The organism is Vibrio sp. S457-15 (genome assembly GCF_000960545.1).
Taxonomy (GTDB): domain Bacteria; phylum Pseudomonadota; class Gammaproteobacteria; order Enterobacterales; family Vibrionaceae; genus Vibrio; species Vibrio parahaemolyticus.
In genome coordinates, this window is sequence record NZ_JYOQ01000065.1 from 21,058 (window position 1) to 38,008 (window position 16,951).

Genomic DNA, 16,951 nt, shown 5'->3' on the forward strand with positions numbered 1-16,951 from the left:
AATGAAAAAGTTAATACCATTTGCGATTATTTTTACTTCAAATGTCGCGCTCGCTAATTGTATCAACCACAGTGAAAACTATGTTACTTCAAAAGTTTTGAAAAGCTCTGATACAAAAATTACTCAGGTGGATGGAAAACTCTCATCAGTAATTAATGAGGATCTTTCCATTGTGCAAGATGAAAAAATTGAAAAGGTTGAAGCGACAAACGCCACGGAAAGTTGCACATTTGATAAGAACTCAATGTCGTTAGTTCTACACTATGATACTAATGAGCACTATCTAACAAACGTACATAAACAAGCTATATCAAAGTATTTAGAACTGGTTAACGAAGACAAACGTATTCTCGTTGAAGGGCACACGGATGATGTCGGAAGCCAGGCTTACAACAAAAGTTTATCCCTTCGACGTGCAAGCACTGCCTCAAAGTATTTAAAGAAAGATCTGGGGCTTGGCAACAGAATCGTGGAAAAGGCCTTTGGGGAGTCTGCACCTATATGTAAGGTGAACGAGAATAAGCTGTCAGGCTGTAACCGTCGAGTTGTATTAACTATAGAGTAATGAGCAATCCACTATTTGCTGTTGTAATTTTAATATTCATGTGCTCAATCTTATGTGGTATTTAAAGCTTAGTTTTTACTAAGCTTTTATTTTTGTGAATATTATTTCTGTAATGTATAAATTAGTTGTCTCAATCAATGAAATGTAAACATATTTTCGTGTCGATATTTTTGTTTTTTGGTAACGCTTACCATTCCTATGCTGAAGTAGAAAAACCAGCGATGAGCGCCCAACTAGAGGAGTATGTATATAACCCTCGTATACTCAAAGATGTTTCTGACACTTTATTAGGCATCGACTTAAATAAAAATAATATCAGAGATGATGTCGATAAAGTCGTTAACCACCTAGAAGTAACAGAAGCTGATAAAGAGTTTATGTTACGTTATATCCAATATGCGACAAGTATATTAAGTTATGATTTCGCAAAAGATAGGTTAGAAAATCCGCTGATTGCTAGCGAACTCTACAAAGAACTCAATTATATAAATAGCTGCTATAAAGAGTCAGGTGTTGATGGTAAAGATTTATATGATTCAATAAATGCATTAAACGTATTGATGTTTAATACAGACGCTAGAATCATTGCCTATCTACATTATGAAAAGTACTTGGATATTAGAAATACATACGAGTTGCTAAGCTATGATTGTAAAAACAAAAAATATCATCAAGTTTAATCGCGATATCTTTGCCATTTAAAAAGCTCTGTTATTTAAAAACGAATTTAGCCACCATCGCTTTTGTTCTGTCTATACAATTATTATCAGTACACGAGGTAAAGCCGCTAGATAACCGCGCCTAGCTTACCGATACAACTGTATGGTTCTTGGCATCGGGAATAAGCAAAGAGCTAAGATTTGTAAAATGGTTTTAGCGTTTCTTTGATGTTGTTTCGAATACGCTTGTGGTGCAGGTTGTTTTTTTCTCTTTTGTGATAAATGAAATGGTAGCTGACAAGGTTTGACTCAATGGGCAAGTCAATCACTTGTAAGTCTAGTTGTTCCTTCCATTTCATTGCAAAAGAGTGGGGGATTATCGCGATATTGTCACTCTCAATCACGTTTAACACGACGCCAGAAAGAGAAGATGCCACGGTTTCGACTTGTACGTTATTTAGGTATTGGCTGTGATTGGTCGTTTGACTCACAGTCCATTCATCAGTCAGCACGCAGTGTTTTTCTTTAAAAAACTGCTTGGTATTGATTTGTCCATTTATTCTCGGATGTGTTTTGCGGTATACGACGACATTTGGCTCTTCGTGAATCACCTCATTGACCAGTGTAGAATCATCAGACTTGATTGAATCAATGATTAACGCAATTTTCTGCTGATGAAGCAGTTCCAGTAACAAGTTTTTTGTCGCGACAGCTTCGTGAATAAAAACGTTGTTAATCGACGATAAACTACCCGAAAATACCTCTGAGCAGTAAACCTTAAATTGAGGCGAAATGGACAATGCATTCTCTACCATACACAGTGCTTGCCTTAGTTTGGGGAGCAAGTTCTGCCCTCTAGAAGTCAGGGAAATTGAACGTCCTACCTTGGTGAAGAGTTGGTATTCAATTAGTGCTTCCAAGCGCCTAATTGAAGCGCTTACTGCTGGTTGCGTCACGCCAAGGTGCTCAGCTGCTTTGGTGTATGATTGATATTCTGCAGCAATTAAAAATGTTTGGATTAAGTTTAAATCCAGTTTTTTATTAGTCATCAAAGTTATGGTCTGTTGTTATTTTAATATTGATTGCTTAATCAATATACCTCTAAACCAAAGATCAATTAACTTCGTTGATGTTATACAGAATATATCAAATATTAATATCTCACCGGTAAATGAAACGTTACCATTGAGAAGAATCGAAAGGCTTTAAAAAAACAACTAATTATCGTTAATGGATGAAAGTATGCTTTCAATTATTGGAATCAGCCATTTATAAATAGGACTATTGCGATGGCGATAGTGCATGTATAGGTAAATATCTTGAGACTCGCCTTTGAAGGAGGCTTTTAGTTGTGGAGAGAGTGACAAACTTTTGAGTCCGGAAAGATGCTTTCTTGAAAGAAACGCAGATGTGGGGAATAGAGCATCTGTCTCAGAAATCACTTCTAATAGAGACAAAATGGAACTGGACCTAAAAGCGGTTTTGGTTTCAATGTTTTCACGCTCTGCCCAGCACTCAATAAGCGTTCTGTTCTCATTCCAATCTGGGACGATTGCAGTGACAATTGGATATAGACTTAAGTCATTACAATCGATCGCTTGATCCGATAAAGGGTGTGCATCTCTCGCTAATATCTGAAATTCATCGGTGGCAAGGTGCTTGGTTTGTAGTTCTTTAGGGACATTGTTTAGAGGGTAGTTGATTCCCAAATCTAACTCACCATTAATCAGTTTACTAATGGTATTTGAGCTCCAACTTTCTGTTTCTATTGTGATATTAGGAGCGATATCTAATAACTTTAAATGTAATTTCGCAGGGAAAGATACGCCAAAAAATCCATTAAATGCGATTTTTATATTCGCGGAACTGCTTTCTGGCGAAAATTCATCAAGTTCTAAAATGAGATTCGATAAATCATCCATTATTTTAGGTAAGCTATCGGAGAAAAGTTGTCCTTTGTCCGTCGGCTTCAATCCATACCTCGTTCGCACAAATAGTGGGTCGTATTCCAGGCTTTGGTTAGCGTTACTTAGTAACGTATCAAGATAGTGATGGTAATTGGCTTTCAGGTGAACATACCTACAAACTGCATGTTCCAGCGAATATCCCTGCGTAAAACTTCTGGTCGACGACGGTTTACGATGAAAACAATCGTCTGATGATCATCAACGATGCAGGCTCACCAGACATTTCTTCTCATAAGAATTTAAAAGTTAACTCTGACGGTTCGATTGACGTTTACTACGGCCCAAAGCCACTGAAAGGTTATGAGAGCAACTGGGTACAAACGAACCCAGGAGAAGGTTGGTTTACGTATTTCCGCTTCTACGGCCCAACAGAGAAAATGTTCGATAAGAGCTGGACGATGGGTGATATCGAACTCGTCAAATAAGAACGTTGGTATGAATATAGGGAAACACGCGTCTCCCTGAGTTATAACACGGCACCTCAAAACTGAGATTGTCTGTTGTAAAATTAAGCTCGGCTACAGGACTGTTTTTTCCTGTGGCTGAGCTTTTTACTAAATAAACAAGACTTATCAACTGGCTAAGTCTTGAGAATAATCTGATGGCGCGTTTTCCAACTTTCCAGTTGTTTATTGGCTGAAACACAGAACATTTACTGTTGAGATATTGAACGCAAATATCGTGTAGTCAAAGGTGGAATGTCTTGTCAGAATGTCCTTACTTATTTTCAATTAGTCAATTAAAAACATATAGTTAATTGTCATTTCGTTAAAGTTCGAAATTTGACATTTTTGCTGATCAATTTAGTCTGGCTTTCCAATTAGAGGAAGCATTTATGTTCAGCATTCTAAGAAAAATAATCATACTTACCGCAACCGTAACCAGTCTTGCGGTTTCCTTTAATGCGCTTGCGAAAGAAAATACAAAAGATAGCATCGTAGTCGGCGTTATCACACAAAACGACTCTTCAAATTCCATTGTAGACAGTGTTGGTCCATTTTACGGCATCAACCTCGATTATCTCTCTAACATCGCGAAGGTTCTTGGGTTCAACCTAGAACTGCGCGCTTATCAACACATTCCGCCATTGCTTGACGATGTTGAAAACGGTGTGATTGATGGCGCTGTGGGTTTTAGCAAAACGCCAGAAAGAGAGAAGCGTTTTCTGTTTTCGAAACCCTTTTTCTCCAGCACCATCGCTGCTTGGTATCGCGATGCTAGCTATAAAGATCGTGGTATTCGCGATATCAAATGGGTGTGTGTGGAAGGTAGCGTGTACTGCGACAATCTAACCTCGCAGGGCATCGACAACATTATCTATGTGAAAACGCGTTTAGAAGCCTTTGATGACGTTCGACGTGGTAAAGCTAACGCGTTGATTTACACCTATGTGGGCATTACCGAATACCTTGATGCTAATGATATTGTGAAAGGAATTGTCGATATTCCGAATTGGCTGCAGGAAGAAGAGGTGAGTTTTATCGCCTCACTAGACAACCAGAAACTGATCGACAACATCGACAAAATTCTTGAATGGGAGCAGAGCGGTAAAAACATTCGTTCTGTGGCATCAAAAAACCCGTATCACATCAACGACAAGTTGCTAGTGGCGTACCGTCGTAATCATAAAAGTAACTTGACGATCACGTACAGCAGCAGTGATGAAGCGTATCCATTTCTCTATCGAGATTCGCACACGGGTAAGCTGGACGGATTCTTCCCAGACTTTATCGACTTAATTCAGTCGCGTACGGGTTTGGCCTTTAGTTATGTGAAACCGACGTCGAGTCTTTCTAATGGGTTGACGGCGTTTGATGCCGATATTGTCCCGGTATCTTATGTGGGCCCAGTCCCTAAGTCAGACTGGCTGATCACTAAACCATTCATGCACAGCAATTACGTTTCTATCCAAGCAGAAGAGAGCGAACGCGACAAGTCATCGCCAGAAAAAGCGGGCATTCTACTGAGTTTAAAGAAACAAGGGTTGGTGCACTTAGGTGTGTGGCAACAGGACCGTTTTGACCGTTATGACGATTTAAAACAGTTGCTTGCGGATTTGAAATCAGGCGTTTTGGACGTGGCTTACATTCCTGATGACGTTGTTCATAGCATGATTGCACAAGATCAGGTCGATGGTTTGGTGATCAATGAGCAAGACGTTCTGACGTTCTCGAATGCGTTTGCAGTTGCAAAACACAATACGCAGCTCCAACACATGCTCAACAGCATCATCGAAACCATTGACTCAAATGAGATAGAAAAACTTCTGCGCTCGCACCGAAGCTTCAATCTAGTTTATGGCTACGACGATGAGCAAATGGCAAAATTTTTCTTGGCAGGTGCGGTCGCTTTTTCTCTGATGTTTGCTGCCGCGTATTTCATTCTTGCGCACCTACGTCTAAAGGTGAAATTAGCTGAGCTGAATGCCAATAATGAAGAAGCGGAAAAACAATGGCTGATGGGCATCATTCAAGAAATTAACAGCTTGGTGTTTATTCACGGTGAAGATAACCAGTTGGAAATGAGCAACTGTGCCAACTACAAGAGCAAGCAATGCCAAGAATGTAAGCTGAAAAGCTGCTCGACTAATGCGCCTCTCGTGAACAACTCGGATGAATTGGCCACTGTAGTTGGCGGACAACGCATCTCGGAAGAGGTCGCGTCTGCGGGGTGCGAACTCGGTATTAAACATGTGTATCGTGAGCGAAAAACCATCGCGTCTCCAAGTGGGAAGAAGAAGTTTGTGCTGACTGTGATCCAAGACATTACTCAGCAAAAAGAGCGTGAGCAGGCGTTAATTGATGCGCAAAAAGAAGCACAAACTGCAGTGCGCGCTCGTGAAAACTTTTTAGCGACCATGAGTCATGAGTTAAGAACCCCATTATCGGCGGCGCACGGCATCCTCGATTTGCTGAATCGCCAAGTGACGGCCGATTCAAATCGCGAGCTGATCGCTCAGGCCATGCGATCACTCAATCATTTGAATGTGCTAGTAGACGAAGTGTTGGATTACTCAAAGCTGGAAGCAGGACAGTTAACCGTTGCTCCCGCTAAAACCGACTTACTCAAAACCTTGTGCGATGTGTTTAGAAGCTTTGAGCCAAGAGCGCTTGCGAAAGGTTTGGATTACAAAGTTACGATCAAGCCGTTTTCGGATGCGTTCATTGAAATCGATGCACTGAGATTAGTGCAAATTACCACCAATCTGCTCTCAAATGCCGTGAAATTCACAGCAGAAGGCGAGATCGGAATCAGTGTCATCCTGCACGAAAAGCAGCTTATTTTGAAAGTTGCAGATACGGGCATTGGCATGACGGATGGCCAACTCGAAGGCATTCTCAACCCGTTTGTTCAAGCGGATGACAGCATTACACGCAAATATGGCGGTACGGGGTTAGGGCTGAGCATTGTTGACCGATTGATCGACTGTATGGGCGGCGTGCTCTGCATCGATTCACAATTCGGCTTGGGTACGACGATAACTGTCAAATTGCCAATTGAGCGTTGTGATTCAGAACCAGAAGTGTGTTTGAACTGGACTTACAGCGAGGCATTGCCACTCAGCATTCGTCAGTGGTGTGACGCATGGAAAATGCAGCCAGCAACACTGGCAAGAAGTATGGCGAACCTTTACGCCGCACAAGACAACGAAGCGGGCTTTGATGGTGTGATGCTGCGCGATGATCGAGAAATTCTCGGTAGTCTCACGTTGCGAGAGCTTCAATACCCAGATGCGCTGTTCAACTTGCTTAGCCAAACGCAGCAAGAGACCAAGTTGGACGAACTTAAGTCCGAAGAAGTCTCGTGGATTCTCGGAACGGTATTAGTTGCGGAAGATAACCCAATCAACCAAAGCGTGATTTCAATGCAGCTGCGTGAGCTTGGTATCGAACCTGTGATCGTGAACAACGGCCGTGAGGCTTGGGAGTACATCAACCAAGATGAAAACGTCGTGTTGCTGCTGACCGATTTTCACATGCCAGAAATGGATGGCTATGAACTCATCAAACATGTGAGGGCGTCTGGTTTCAAATCGCTGTCAATCATCGGTGTGACGGCAGAGGATGCTCGCCTTGCCAATGAGCGCACACAAGACATCGGTATTGATGATGTACTTTACAAGCCTTACGACCTCAACAAATTGAAAACCGTTTTGGTGCCATTTATTGGCAAGAAAGAAAAGACCCGATTACCGGATTGGATTAAGCGTTTTAAAACGCAAGACGCAAAAGAAATTGCGCGTGTGTTTAGCCAATCTATGGCAACGGATATTGAAAACCTACAAGCAGCCTCGACTGAGCGAGATAAAAAACGGGTTATCCACGGCATCAAAGGTGCGGTTGGGGCAATTGGAATCAGCATGCTGACTGAGCTTTGCATTGAGGCAGAGCGAGTCACCGCGGCGGAGTTTGACAGGCGAGCAGCGGAGTTAATTTCACGAATCGAGCAGGAGATCGACAATATAGACTATTGGGCAGAGATGAATGAATACACAGCTTAATGTGATGGTGATTGATGACCATCCACTACAAACCACAATACTCACGCAGATATTGAATCGCTATTGCGCGCAAGTAACGTCCTTCAACGGTGTCGATGATGCGATTCAATGTGCGCAACGTCAGCATTTTGATGTAATTTTTTGCGATATCCAGATGCCAGGAAAAGACGGCATCGACATGATGGAAATGCTCGATCAGATTCAATACCAAGGACAAGTTGTGTTAGTCAGTGCGATGGAGCTGACCATCATCTCTGCGGTGCGTGCCATGTGCGAAGAGTTTAGCTTTGAGGTGTTAGGAAAGCTGCCTAAGCCGTATGACGAAAACCAAGTGGTTGAACTGCTGAGCCTAATGAAAGGTGAAAAAACCAAAAAGGCGACGTTTATTCAACCCATTGAAGTGCAGGATCAAGAGTTCTTATTCGCGTTGGGTGAAGGGCGAGTGAAAAACTATTACCAACCGCTAGTGGATGCGCAAAGTGGAGAGGTGCTTGGGTATGAAGCGCTCGCGCGTTGGAGTCATCCGATTTATGGCGTGTTGTCGCCTTACCACTTTCTGCCGATTGTTGAACGTTGTCATCTCTCTGCCGAGTTGTTCCAAGCCGTCTTGAATAACGCGATTTATGACATCAAGCATCGGGGTTTGACGCAAAAAGTATCCATCAATGTTGATCATGAAAACTTGGAAGATCCGGAGTTTTCACATCGCTTTTTGCAGCAATGCCTTGAGAACGAGATTGAACCCTCTCAAATCACCATTGAAATTACAGAGCGCGACACGTTCCAAACCAGTGCATCTCTGTACAAGAACCTACTCAAGCTAAGAATGAACGGCGTCACCGTCTCAATTGATGACTTTGGCACTGGCTCATCGACGTTTGAAAAACTGGCTCAACTGCCGTTCAACGAGCTCAAAATAGATCGCTCGTTTGTGCAAGGCGTCGAGTGCGATATGAAAAAACGCAACATTGTTGTCGCCATCTGTGCGCTGGCGAAAAGTTTGAACATACGGCTCGTCGCGGAAGGAATTGAAGATGAAGTCACGCTTCAAGTGATGCGTGAATACGGAATTGACCTTTGCCAAGGTTTCTACATCGACAAACCCATGCCTTTAGAAGCAATAACCATACTGAATGAAAGATATGAATAAAATGAATTGTTTGATCTTTGATGATCACCCTCTAGTTTGCGTTGCAATCAAATCCTTACTGAAAGAGCTGGGGATGACCAATGAAGTGTTTACCGCAACGTCTGCTAAGTCTGCATTTAAGACATTAAAAGAAAGCAACATTGAACTGCTGATTTTGGATGTGAACTTGGCCGATTGCGACGGCTTTGATTTCTACAAACGCATCAAATCCCACGGTTATGAAGGCAAGGTCATTTTCTTCTCGGCGGAAACCAGCCAAATGTACAGTCAAATGGCGTTTCGATCTGGCGCAGATGGTTATGTGTGCAAATCGGAAAATCACGACATTCTGAAAGACGCTATCGAAGCGGTGGTGAAGGGCTATACCTTCTTTAAATTTAAGCAAGTCGCGAACGAAGTCAGAGAAATGCCGCAACTTTCGAGCAGAGAAAGTGCCGTGATGAAGTATTTGCTGCAAGGCAAGTCCAATCGAGATATCGCATCTGTGTTGTCGATTAGCGATAAAACCGTCAGCACTTATAAACGCCGCGTGCTGGATAAATTTAACGTAAAGAACATTGTCGAGCTAACGAGAGTAGCGGGGACCTAAGGAGACACCATGACATTTAAAAGCATCGCGCTGTCTTTCTTTGTGGCGACGTTACTGTTTGCGACTTCAACAATGATGATAGGCGCTGTGTTGATTTCTTATGAAGTAAAGCAGTTCAACACCTACGCAAATAACCTAGCCAAAATAAAGCAAAAAGTCATTTTAATGGGGCTGCTGACGGAAGCGAAGCTCGAACAATACAAAGGCTTGAGCGTGGATGAAGTAGAAGCTCAAACTGAGTTCAGCTTCCAAGACGCGATTTACTCGCTGTCACCGTACGAAAAGCTGAATTACGTTGAAGCCGTCGCGCGCAAATCGCTGCATCAAGCCGAAGCGTATTTATCGAATGCGTTTAATCGACAAAATGCCATTATGTACTTTCGCTCTTATACTGGGAGCAAGTTGATTTTAGAGCGACCAATCAAAGCGTTAGAAGGTGTGAAGGCCACATTCGATGTCGATTGGTGCAAGAGCAACTACTCTTGCGTTCTGGCTGCGTGGAAAGAACAACTGACTGATCGCGTGTTGTTTTCTCTGCCGTTTAAAACCACCTACTCGGATGACATGGCAATAAGCATCATGAGCCCGGTTTATTTCCAAGGTGAGTTAGTCGGCGAGTTTTCAGAACAGCTCTATCTTTCATCACTTTATAACGAAGGGAAAGCCGTCGACGTACAGATCTCCAATGGTAACAAACAAATGGTGATCTATTTTTCAGGTTATCCGTGGCCATCGTTCGCGTACACTCAATCTTTTGTGGCAGACAACAACAACTTGATTGTCTACATGTACCCGTTTAGTAAAGTGATGGTGGATTACAGCTTTCTGTTTGTTATTTTCTTTTTGGCAACCTTGGCGTATTACAACAAAGCGCATGAATCCAAAGAGAGCAAACTTCGTCTGGCGACGGCACTGACGAATGTGACAAAAGACGATTTAACTGGGTTACTTAACCGCAGGGTCTTTAAAGATAGCGAATTCAAACGCCGCTTGAAAACGGCCCCTTATTCCGTCATTGCCATTGATGGCGACAGGATCAAGCGAATCAATGATCGCTATGGTCATCACGTTGGGGACGAGGTTATCGAGATCATTGCCGATGCGATGCGTAAAGTGTTCAGAACCAGCGATTATCTCGTCCGAACTGGGGGCGATGAGTTTATCGCAATCTTGCCGGGGTGCAGCATCAGTCAGTCTTCGATGTTGGCGAAAAAGTTACGTAGCGTTGTCAAAGACAACCGACTTAAAACGTTAGACATTGAAGTCAGCGTAAGCACTGGCGTTGCGGCAAACGAATCACACGAATCACTGCAAGATGTTATCGTTCGAGCGGATGAAGATCTCTATGAGATGAAAAAACGCAGACAACAATCACAGTAAGTAATAGTTTTATTGATAAAAATGCCAAGTGATTGGACATAACCATGACATAACTGTTTGATTAATTTGACCAAACAGAAAGAGTGGTCTTTTATATTAGAGCAGCCGGCAAACAATGGCTGCTCTAATTATTTTCTGACCTTACATCTGGTGTCGCGTGTGAACAAAGATCTCGACTTAAACCTACTCAAAATTCTTGTCTTATTGGATAAGCACCGCCAACTCAAGCCCGTTGCAAAAGCGATGGGGAAAAGTGAAGCGTCTATCAGTAAATACCTTGCCCGATTACGACTTCAGCTTAACGATGAGCTGTTTATCCGACATCCTCACCACATGGAGCCGACGGACTATTTAAAGCGTCAACTGCCTAAAATTGCCGACGCGTTGGAAAAGCTTGAAACCTGCTTAATTAGTGGCGAGTTTGAGCCAGAAAACTACGAAAAAGACATCACAGTCTGTTTACCGCAAACCGCTCAATACTCATTTGGTCACTTGCTCGCAATGGATTTGATGGAGCTGTTCCCTAAAGCACACATTTCAGTGGCCACCATTACTGAGTACACGGTTGAAGAGATCATCCTAGGCAAGGTGGATGCGCAGCTTCATTACTTTAACGATGACTTACCGAAATCTGTCCATCAGAAATTCATTGGTTATGCACCCGCAGTGGTTGTGGTTCCGGAAGAGTTGGGGATTACAACTCTTGAAGAAGCTGCACAATTACCATTCATCATGTTAGAAATCATCGGCTGGAAAGAGAAAGAGCAGCTTGCCAAGCGCGCAATGGAGAGTCACGGTATGGTGATCAACCGAATTGCAGCGTTAGATAATGTCAGCAGCGTGTTGAAGCTAATTAAGCAAAAGAGTGCGGCAACGGTGTTACTTGAGTATCAAGCGCCAATAGAAGGGTACAACTTTATACGAGTACCGGAATCTTACTACCCGAATGGTTGGCCCAAGATTGTGGTGCAAATGAAGCAAAGTCATCGGCATGATGCAATGCACCAGCTGTTAACTGGCGCCATTGCAAAATACATGAGTGCTTAATTCTCAGTGCTTAGCGGCAAAACTGAATGTTTTCTGACTGAGGGATAGTATGCAGCAGCTCAATCAATGAGTCTGCATGGTACTTCTTCAAGATACGTGTTTTGTAGGTACTGATCGTTTTAGCGCTCAGTGAAAGCTGCTCAGAAATCTTCTTATTTGAGTAGCCTTGCGCTAAGTAATGGAACACCATAGCTTCGCGGTTTGATAGCGTCACATCACCCGATGATGGCGTGTGAGTCGACTTAAACATCGAGTAACCGCGAGACACACTCACAATCGCATCGGCGATAGTTTCTCTTGCTTCATTCTTGTTTAAGAAGCCGTTAGCGCCCATTTCGTAAGCGGCTTTAGAAAGGCTAGAGTAGTCACGTGAAGAGACAAACAACAGTCGTCCACGATAGCCCGTCGCTAAAATGTTTTTGGCTAAACGCATACCATCTCGGTCGCCAAGCACTACGTCTAATATAATCAAATCAATCCTTTGACTTCGAACGAGCTCCATTACTTCCGCACTGTCAGTGGTTTGGATTACTTCAGCTGTGTTGATTGCATTTTCAACAAGAGAAGCAAGCGCTTCGCTGTACAATGGCTGGTCGTCGATAATAAGAACGTTATTCAAAGTGAACCTCATCTAATATTTCAACTAGTACGCTGTCAGGCAACAGCTCGATTGGATGAGTAGGATTGTAGGAAAAACCTTGCTGAGAGGAAGGAAAATGACTCTTTCCAAAAATGAAAATCAGTGTCTTATTTTTTGGAATGTTGGCGGCAGCCATTGAAACACTTAACGATGAGAAAATTGTGTAAAAACACGCTCTGACAGAAAACTAACAAACAGAAAACGTTAATTCATCCACTGCTGACCGTGATGTTCTGTTTCGCATATTGATACATGTTGTTGTATTTAATGGATTGTAATTCTCGGTTATCACACAAGTTTCGTATTACGCGGTCACAATGCTCGAGCTTACGATAAATTGCGTATTCGCCGCGATACTCAAATGGGCGAAGTGAGGCTAACCTCACAATCGCTAAACAGATTTTCTTAGAGTGAGGAAGAAGGTCGTGCAGTTGAAAGTAGCGATCAAAGTGCGGTGTGATTGAGGAGGTAGAAATCGACTTCTGAGCGGTAATTTGTCTTCGGATTTGCTCGATTTTGGTCTGCGATTCTTGCAGGCGCACTTCCAGGCTTTTGAGCATGTGCACTTGGCTTCGGAAAATACTTGGATGTTGCGCCTCGGCAATGGCTCGGCGAGCACGTGGCAACATCGATTTCATTTCACTTAAAAATGAACAACGTTCGAGCAGTACACACAGATGGTAAAGATCATAGAAGTGCGACAGTTGATTGCTGGCTAGTACCGCTCTGACTTGAGAAATAGCGGCTTTTAAATCACCACGAATCAGCGCGATGTGCGCGTCAATCAATGCAAATTGAGCTTTGAATTGTGAGTTCTTCTCTATTTCACCAATCAGTGGGTTTAATCCAAACAGGAGGTTTTCAAAGCATTGATTTGAAGGTGCATTGAGCGCTCTATATAAGTGGCAGCGCACAAAATTCAGTTTGGTGAAGATGCCGCCTCGGAAGGTATTTTCGTAGTAGCGCTTAATGTAAGTGACCGCGTCATCGTAAGATTCGCTGGCTAAAGAGAGGTTGGTGATCACCAGTTCACGCTCAGAACCTGCATCCAACAACATAGTCGATTGCTTAAGGTGTTTGATCGCTTTAGGAATGTCTTCACTGAGCACCGCCATGTTAGACATTTCATCGTGATAGTAGGGGTTCTCTTTTTTACTGCTCAAGCTTTCCAGAACTTCTTGTGCTTTTTCTAAGTCATCGGTCTCAATTAGCGTGTTGGCGAGAGCAGTTTTAATCCAGTCAAAATTGTCTTCTTTGAGTAGCTTTTCGTATTCGCTACGGGCGCTAGAAAACTGTTTGTTTTGCACCATTGCATGCGCACGGTAACGTCTGATCAGTTTTGAATATTCGGGATGAAAGGGAAGAAGGGTATCAGTGGCTTCAATCACGCCTTCAAAGTCCATCTCACGCAGTTTTTCGTAAATCGGTAGTAGCACGCTTCTGCGTTTCATGGCTGACAGCAGTCGGTTGCGAAAAAAGGTGTGATTAAACGGTTTTAGCAAGTAGTCATCAGGGTCGCAGTCCACTATTGAACGAACGATTTTGTGATCATTTTCTCCGGTCAAAAAGACGAACGTTGTATGTGCAGGCAGAATCTGCGCGTGCTTTAACTCTTCTAACAACTGAAAGCCATTGAGCTGAGTTTGAAAGTTGTAGTCACAAATCACCAAATCAAAATGCATTTGTTTACAAAGATTGATGACCTCAAAAGGTTTATAAGCGTAATAGATGTCACTTAAATCGAGTTGTCGAAGTATCGCGGTCACGCTACTCGTAACCAGTCTGGAATCGTCAGCGACCAGAACTTTACACAGATTACGGTCAAAACTCATGGGTCAATCCTTGTGCAGTCAAAGCGTGTAATAAAATTCAATGCAGCGGAAGCTTAAATGCTTCTCTTGAGGTTTTTTTGAGGGAAGAGAATCGCTTTATGTATGTTGAGTAACCCAATGATGGACGTCATTAACGCTTAGCTCTAGATCGGTGATGAGTTTCTCTAACGCCGTTTGATAAAGGGGGGAATGAGATCGGCCCAATTGTTCGGTCAATAAAGCGGATTGATGAATACGCTCTAAGCCTATTTGTGCGAGCCCGCCTTTAATCTTGTGCACGGTCTGGAGTGAATGTTTTGGTTCGTGTAGATGCGCTTTTAACACTTCGAGATCTTCTGTCATGGTTTCCAGATACACCGTTGCCATGTGGTGTTGCATATCGGCTGGAAAGTGAGTTAACCATTGAGTATGTAGAGAAGAGTCTGAATTCATATAAGTGGAGCATCGTTTGTTATTGATTAAGAACAGATAAATAGTTATTAATTTTAAGAAACGGGTCAAGTATAGGGCTGTTTTTAAACTAATTCTAAATTATTGATATCTAATGTTTTGTTGTAGTTGTGAGGCTTTTCTTACATCAAAATAGGAAGCCAATAAGGGAGAGGTTGCTGCACTACACTCGATAGCTGCGTTTCAAATTTCTTCATGTTAGAAATGAGTGGCATTTTATTGCTATCTTCTGCGTTGTAACTTTGCTTGTGGCATAAAGCATTCGCTCAAATTATTCCTAAACTTTTCAGTGTTATGGCCGCTATAGAACGTAACGAAGGTGGGAGAGTAGAATCTCTACCGAAGTCTTGTTCAAAATTGAGACATATTTTCACTGTTTGAGATGGAAGTGTGCAGTAATCGTCCTTTTGAAGGTTTACAAACACAGTCGTAAAGACTAAAAAGGACGCTTGGATTTTTTGCCGTAGGAAGAAGTTCTTTACGGTATTGCATCAAGCCTTTTCTTGACGCGTTTTTTGGATATTGGGTCTATGAGTAACGTAACCAGCACCATTTTGACTGAAAGTGGTACCAATGAGCTCGAAATTATTGAGTTTCACCTAGAAAAACAATTGCCAGATGGCAGCACCAAAACCTGTTATTACGGTATTAACGTTGCCAAAGTACGTGAAGTGATTCGCGTGCCAGAGACGACAGATTATCCGAACGCGCAACCTCATATGATTGGTGTGTTCTCATCTCGCGATGTCCTAACGCCTTTAGTCGATTTGGCTGGTTGGTTAGGTGTACCTACGCGACAAGATCTTGAGCGCAAGTTTGTTATCGTTACCGATTTCAACAAGATGACCAATGGCTTCCTAATCGACAGCATTTCACGTATTCACCGTATTTCATGGAATGATGTGGAATCGCCAAGTCAGTTTTTAGAAGCCGGTGAGCAGGATTGTGTTGTGGCGGTCGTTCGCAAAGATGGCAACCTGATTATGATCCTCGACTTTGAAAAGATCATTGCAGACATTAACCCTGAGCTGAGTATGGAAAAATACGACGTGAAAGTGGATAAATCTGTTGATTTGAACCAGCGCATGGTTGGTAAGCGTAACGCGAAAACCATCATGGTTGTGGACGATTCCGCGTTCATCCGTTCTCTGATTCAAGATACTTTGGCGTCGTCAGGTTACAACGTTATCACCTGTAAAGATGGTGGTGAAGCGCATGAGAAATTGATGAGCCTGATTGAAGTTGCGAAAGAAGAACAGCTACCAGTGCGAGAACTGCTGGATGCGGTTGTGACGGACGTAGAAATGCCTCGAATGGATGGCATGCACTTAGTGAAAAGGTTGCGTGAAACCGAAGCGTTCCGCCAAATGCCAATTATCATGTTCTCGTCACTAATGAGTGAAGATAACCGAGCAAAAGCGCTGTCGCTTGGCGCTAATGACACCATTACTAAGCCAGAAATTGGTCGTATGGTGAATATGATGGATAAATACGTATTCGCTTAATTTGCGTATCGCTCATCAAGCACAGAGTTAAAAGTAATAAGGCTGCCGATTGGCAGCCTTATTTGGTTATGGGCAAGGAAGAATTTCTAATTTATAGCTTTCGTTTGATGTAGTTGGCGGAGCATACAAAATACCGCACTGGGTTAAGCTACTATTTTTGTCGTCTCTAGCGGAAATTACGACTTCAATTTTTTCCTGTGATTGGGTTACTTTCCAATCACTTGTTCCATACTGATTATCTAGCTCAGCAACGAGTACGGCTAAGCTAGTTTCATCCGCATCTGGGTATCCATATCTAAATGTACAGCTCTTAGAACCATTAAGATTGCAACCTGGGAAAGGAAGACTTTCTGGGCCTTTACCTGATCCCGCGTCTGTGTGTTTGTTTGAAATGTATGGATAATGCTCTAATCCTACGATCGCCATTTTTCCATATCCGATCCCCAACGCCGACGCAATTGCGCCTTTCATACCTTCTAAGCGGGCTTCGCGAGCATCGTTTTGTAAGTTTAAAAAACGTGGTGCGGCGGTGACAGCAAGAATGCCGAGTATCACAATCACCACTACTAACTCAATCAGAGTAAATCCAGTCTGTTTTTTCATATTATTTTCACAGCAAGTTAAAGGTAAAAAAGTAAATAACTGTACGCTTTTTTGTTGTGGAAA

At 42.7% G+C, this 16,951-nt stretch carries 15 protein-coding genes and 1 pseudogene; 9 read left to right on the forward strand and 7 right to left on the reverse strand.

From position 1 onward, the window contains the following. The first annotated feature begins 1 nt into the window (after position 1). Both UF05_RS07780 and UF05_RS07785 read left to right on the forward strand, forming a co-directional pair. On the forward strand, positions 2 to 565 hold the full coding sequence (locus UF05_RS07780; protein ID WP_020842023.1) for an OmpA family protein: 564 nt from the start codon (positions 2 to 4) through the stop codon (positions 563 to 565). A gap of 221 nt (positions 566 to 786) precedes the next feature. Further along, the gene (locus UF05_RS07785; protein ID WP_015313138.1) at positions 787 to 1,245 is read left to right on the forward strand and encodes a hypothetical protein; all 459 of its coding nucleotides are present in this window, start codon (positions 787 to 789) and stop codon (positions 1,243 to 1,245) included. 173 nt (positions 1,246 to 1,418) lie between these two features. Here UF05_RS07785 and UF05_RS07790 read toward each other — a convergent pair whose 3' ends face one another. Both UF05_RS07790 and UF05_RS07795 read right to left on the reverse strand, forming a co-directional pair. After that, a complete protein-coding gene (locus tag UF05_RS07790; protein ID WP_045545988.1) occupies positions 1,419 to 2,273 on the reverse strand; it encodes a LysR family transcriptional regulator in 855 nt (284 codons plus the stop codon). Positions 2,274 to 2,441: 168 nt separating this feature from the next. Then, positions 2,442 to 3,197: a LysR substrate-binding domain-containing protein gene (locus UF05_RS07795; protein ID WP_228764172.1), complete on the reverse strand. Its 756-nt coding sequence runs from the start codon at positions 3,195 to 3,197 to the stop codon at positions 2,442 to 2,444. Between the two features lie 65 nt (positions 3,198 to 3,262). Between UF05_RS07795 and UF05_RS24290 the strand changes: the two are divergent. The 6 genes and pseudogenes from UF05_RS24290 to UF05_RS07825 all read left to right on the forward strand — a co-directional run. After that, positions 3,263 to 3,616, forward strand: a pseudogene (locus UF05_RS24290) (DUF1214 domain-containing protein); the annotation flags it as partial. A gap of 410 nt (positions 3,617 to 4,026) precedes the next feature. After that, on the forward strand, positions 4,027 to 7,692 hold the full coding sequence (locus tag UF05_RS07805; RefSeq protein ID WP_045545989.1) for an ATP-binding protein: 3,666 nt from the start codon (positions 4,027 to 4,029) through the stop codon (positions 7,690 to 7,692). Further along, complete coding sequence (locus tag UF05_RS07810) at positions 7,676 to 8,842, forward strand: EAL domain-containing response regulator (protein WP_017447645.1); 1,167 nt, start codon at positions 7,676 to 7,678, stop codon at positions 8,840 to 8,842. Before UF05_RS07805 ends, UF05_RS07810 begins: the two co-directional genes overlap by 17 nt. After that, the gene (locus UF05_RS07815) at positions 8,835 to 9,431 is read left to right on the forward strand and encodes a response regulator transcription factor (RefSeq protein WP_005481323.1); all 597 of its coding nucleotides are present in this window, start codon (positions 8,835 to 8,837) and stop codon (positions 9,429 to 9,431) included. The genes UF05_RS07810 and UF05_RS07815 overlap by 8 nt, the downstream gene beginning before the upstream one ends. Positions 9,432 to 9,440: 9 nt before the next feature. Then, positions 9,441 to 10,811: a GGDEF domain-containing protein gene (locus UF05_RS07820; protein ID WP_005486479.1), complete on the forward strand. Its 1,371-nt coding sequence runs from the start codon at positions 9,441 to 9,443 to the stop codon at positions 10,809 to 10,811. A 159-nt stretch (positions 10,812 to 10,970) separates the two neighbouring features. Next, complete coding sequence (locus UF05_RS07825) at positions 10,971 to 11,858, forward strand: LysR family transcriptional regulator (protein ID WP_005486496.1); 888 nt, start codon at positions 10,971 to 10,973, stop codon at positions 11,856 to 11,858. A 10-nt stretch (positions 11,859 to 11,868) separates the two neighbouring features. Here the strand turns inward: UF05_RS07825 and UF05_RS07830 are convergent, their stop codons facing one another. The 4 genes from UF05_RS07830 to UF05_RS07840 all read right to left on the reverse strand — a co-directional run bounded on the left by UF05_RS07830 (position 11,869) and on the right by UF05_RS07840 (position 14,762). Then, on the reverse strand, positions 11,869 to 12,477 hold the full coding sequence (locus tag UF05_RS07830) for a response regulator transcription factor (protein WP_005454317.1): 609 nt from the start codon (positions 12,475 to 12,477) through the stop codon (positions 11,869 to 11,871). Then, positions 12,470 to 12,634, reverse strand: a complete 165-nt coding sequence (locus tag UF05_RS24295; RefSeq protein ID WP_005454149.1) for a hypothetical protein — start codon at positions 12,632 to 12,634, stop codon at positions 12,470 to 12,472. Before UF05_RS24295 ends, UF05_RS07830 begins: the two co-directional genes overlap by 8 nt. Positions 12,635 to 12,707: 73 nt before the next feature. Continuing rightward, entirely contained in the window at positions 12,708 to 14,330 is a 1,623-nt protein-coding gene (locus UF05_RS07835; protein ID WP_045545990.1) for a response regulator, read from the reverse strand. Positions 14,331 to 14,426: 96 nt separating this feature from the next. Beyond that, positions 14,427 to 14,762 carry an Hpt domain-containing protein gene (locus UF05_RS07840; RefSeq protein ID WP_228068469.1) on the reverse strand — a complete coding sequence of 112 codons (336 nt, stop codon included), beginning with the start codon at positions 14,760 to 14,762 and terminating at the stop codon, positions 14,427 to 14,429. A gap of 548 nt (positions 14,763 to 15,310) precedes the next feature. Between UF05_RS07840 and UF05_RS07845 the strand changes: the two genes are divergently transcribed. Then, positions 15,311 to 16,285, forward strand: a complete 975-nt coding sequence (locus UF05_RS07845; protein WP_005481272.1) for a chemotaxis protein CheV — start codon at positions 15,311 to 15,313, stop codon at positions 16,283 to 16,285. 66 nt (positions 16,286 to 16,351) lie between these two features. Here the strand turns inward: UF05_RS07845 and mshA are convergent, their stop codons facing one another. Beyond that, positions 16,352 to 16,888 carry a type IV pilin MshA gene (gene mshA / locus UF05_RS07850; protein ID WP_017447641.1) on the reverse strand — a complete coding sequence of 179 codons (537 nt, stop codon included), beginning with the start codon at positions 16,886 to 16,888 and terminating at the stop codon, positions 16,352 to 16,354. Positions 16,889 to 16,951 lie beyond the last annotated feature (63 nt).

Coding starts and splice junctions, on each gene's coding strand:
- UF05_RS07780 (WP_020842023.1), top strand. CDS start 2: ATGAAAAAGTTAATACCATTTGCGATTATTTTTACTTCAAATGTCGCG.
- UF05_RS07805 (WP_045545989.1), top strand. CDS start 4,027: ATGTTCAGCATTCTAAGAAAAATAATCATACTTACCGCAACCGTAACC.
- UF05_RS07845 (WP_005481272.1), top strand. CDS start 15,311: ATGAGTAACGTAACCAGCACCATTTTGACTGAAAGTGGTACCAATGAG.
- UF05_RS07840 (WP_228068469.1), bottom strand. CDS start 14,762: ATGAATTCAGACTCTTCTCTACATACTCAATGGTTAACTCACTTTCCA.
- UF05_RS07790 (WP_045545988.1), bottom strand. CDS start 2,273: ATGACTAATAAAAAACTGGATTTAAACTTAATCCAAACATTTTTAATT.
- UF05_RS07820 (WP_005486479.1), top strand. CDS start 9,441: ATGACATTTAAAAGCATCGCGCTGTCTTTCTTTGTGGCGACGTTACTG.
- UF05_RS07810 (WP_017447645.1), top strand. CDS start 7,676: ATGAATACACAGCTTAATGTGATGGTGATTGATGACCATCCACTACAA.
- UF05_RS07835 (WP_045545990.1), bottom strand. CDS start 14,330: ATGAGTTTTGACCGTAATCTGTGTAAAGTTCTGGTCGCTGACGATTCC.
- UF05_RS07815 (WP_005481323.1), top strand. CDS start 8,835: ATGAATAAAATGAATTGTTTGATCTTTGATGATCACCCTCTAGTTTGC.
- mshA (WP_017447641.1), bottom strand. CDS start 16,888: ATGAAAAAACAGACTGGATTTACTCTGATTGAGTTAGTAGTGGTGATT.
- UF05_RS24295 (WP_005454149.1), bottom strand. CDS start 12,634: ATGGCTGCCGCCAACATTCCAAAAAATAAGACACTGATTTTCATTTTT.
- UF05_RS07785 (WP_015313138.1), top strand. CDS start 787: ATGAGCGCCCAACTAGAGGAGTATGTATATAACCCTCGTATACTCAAA.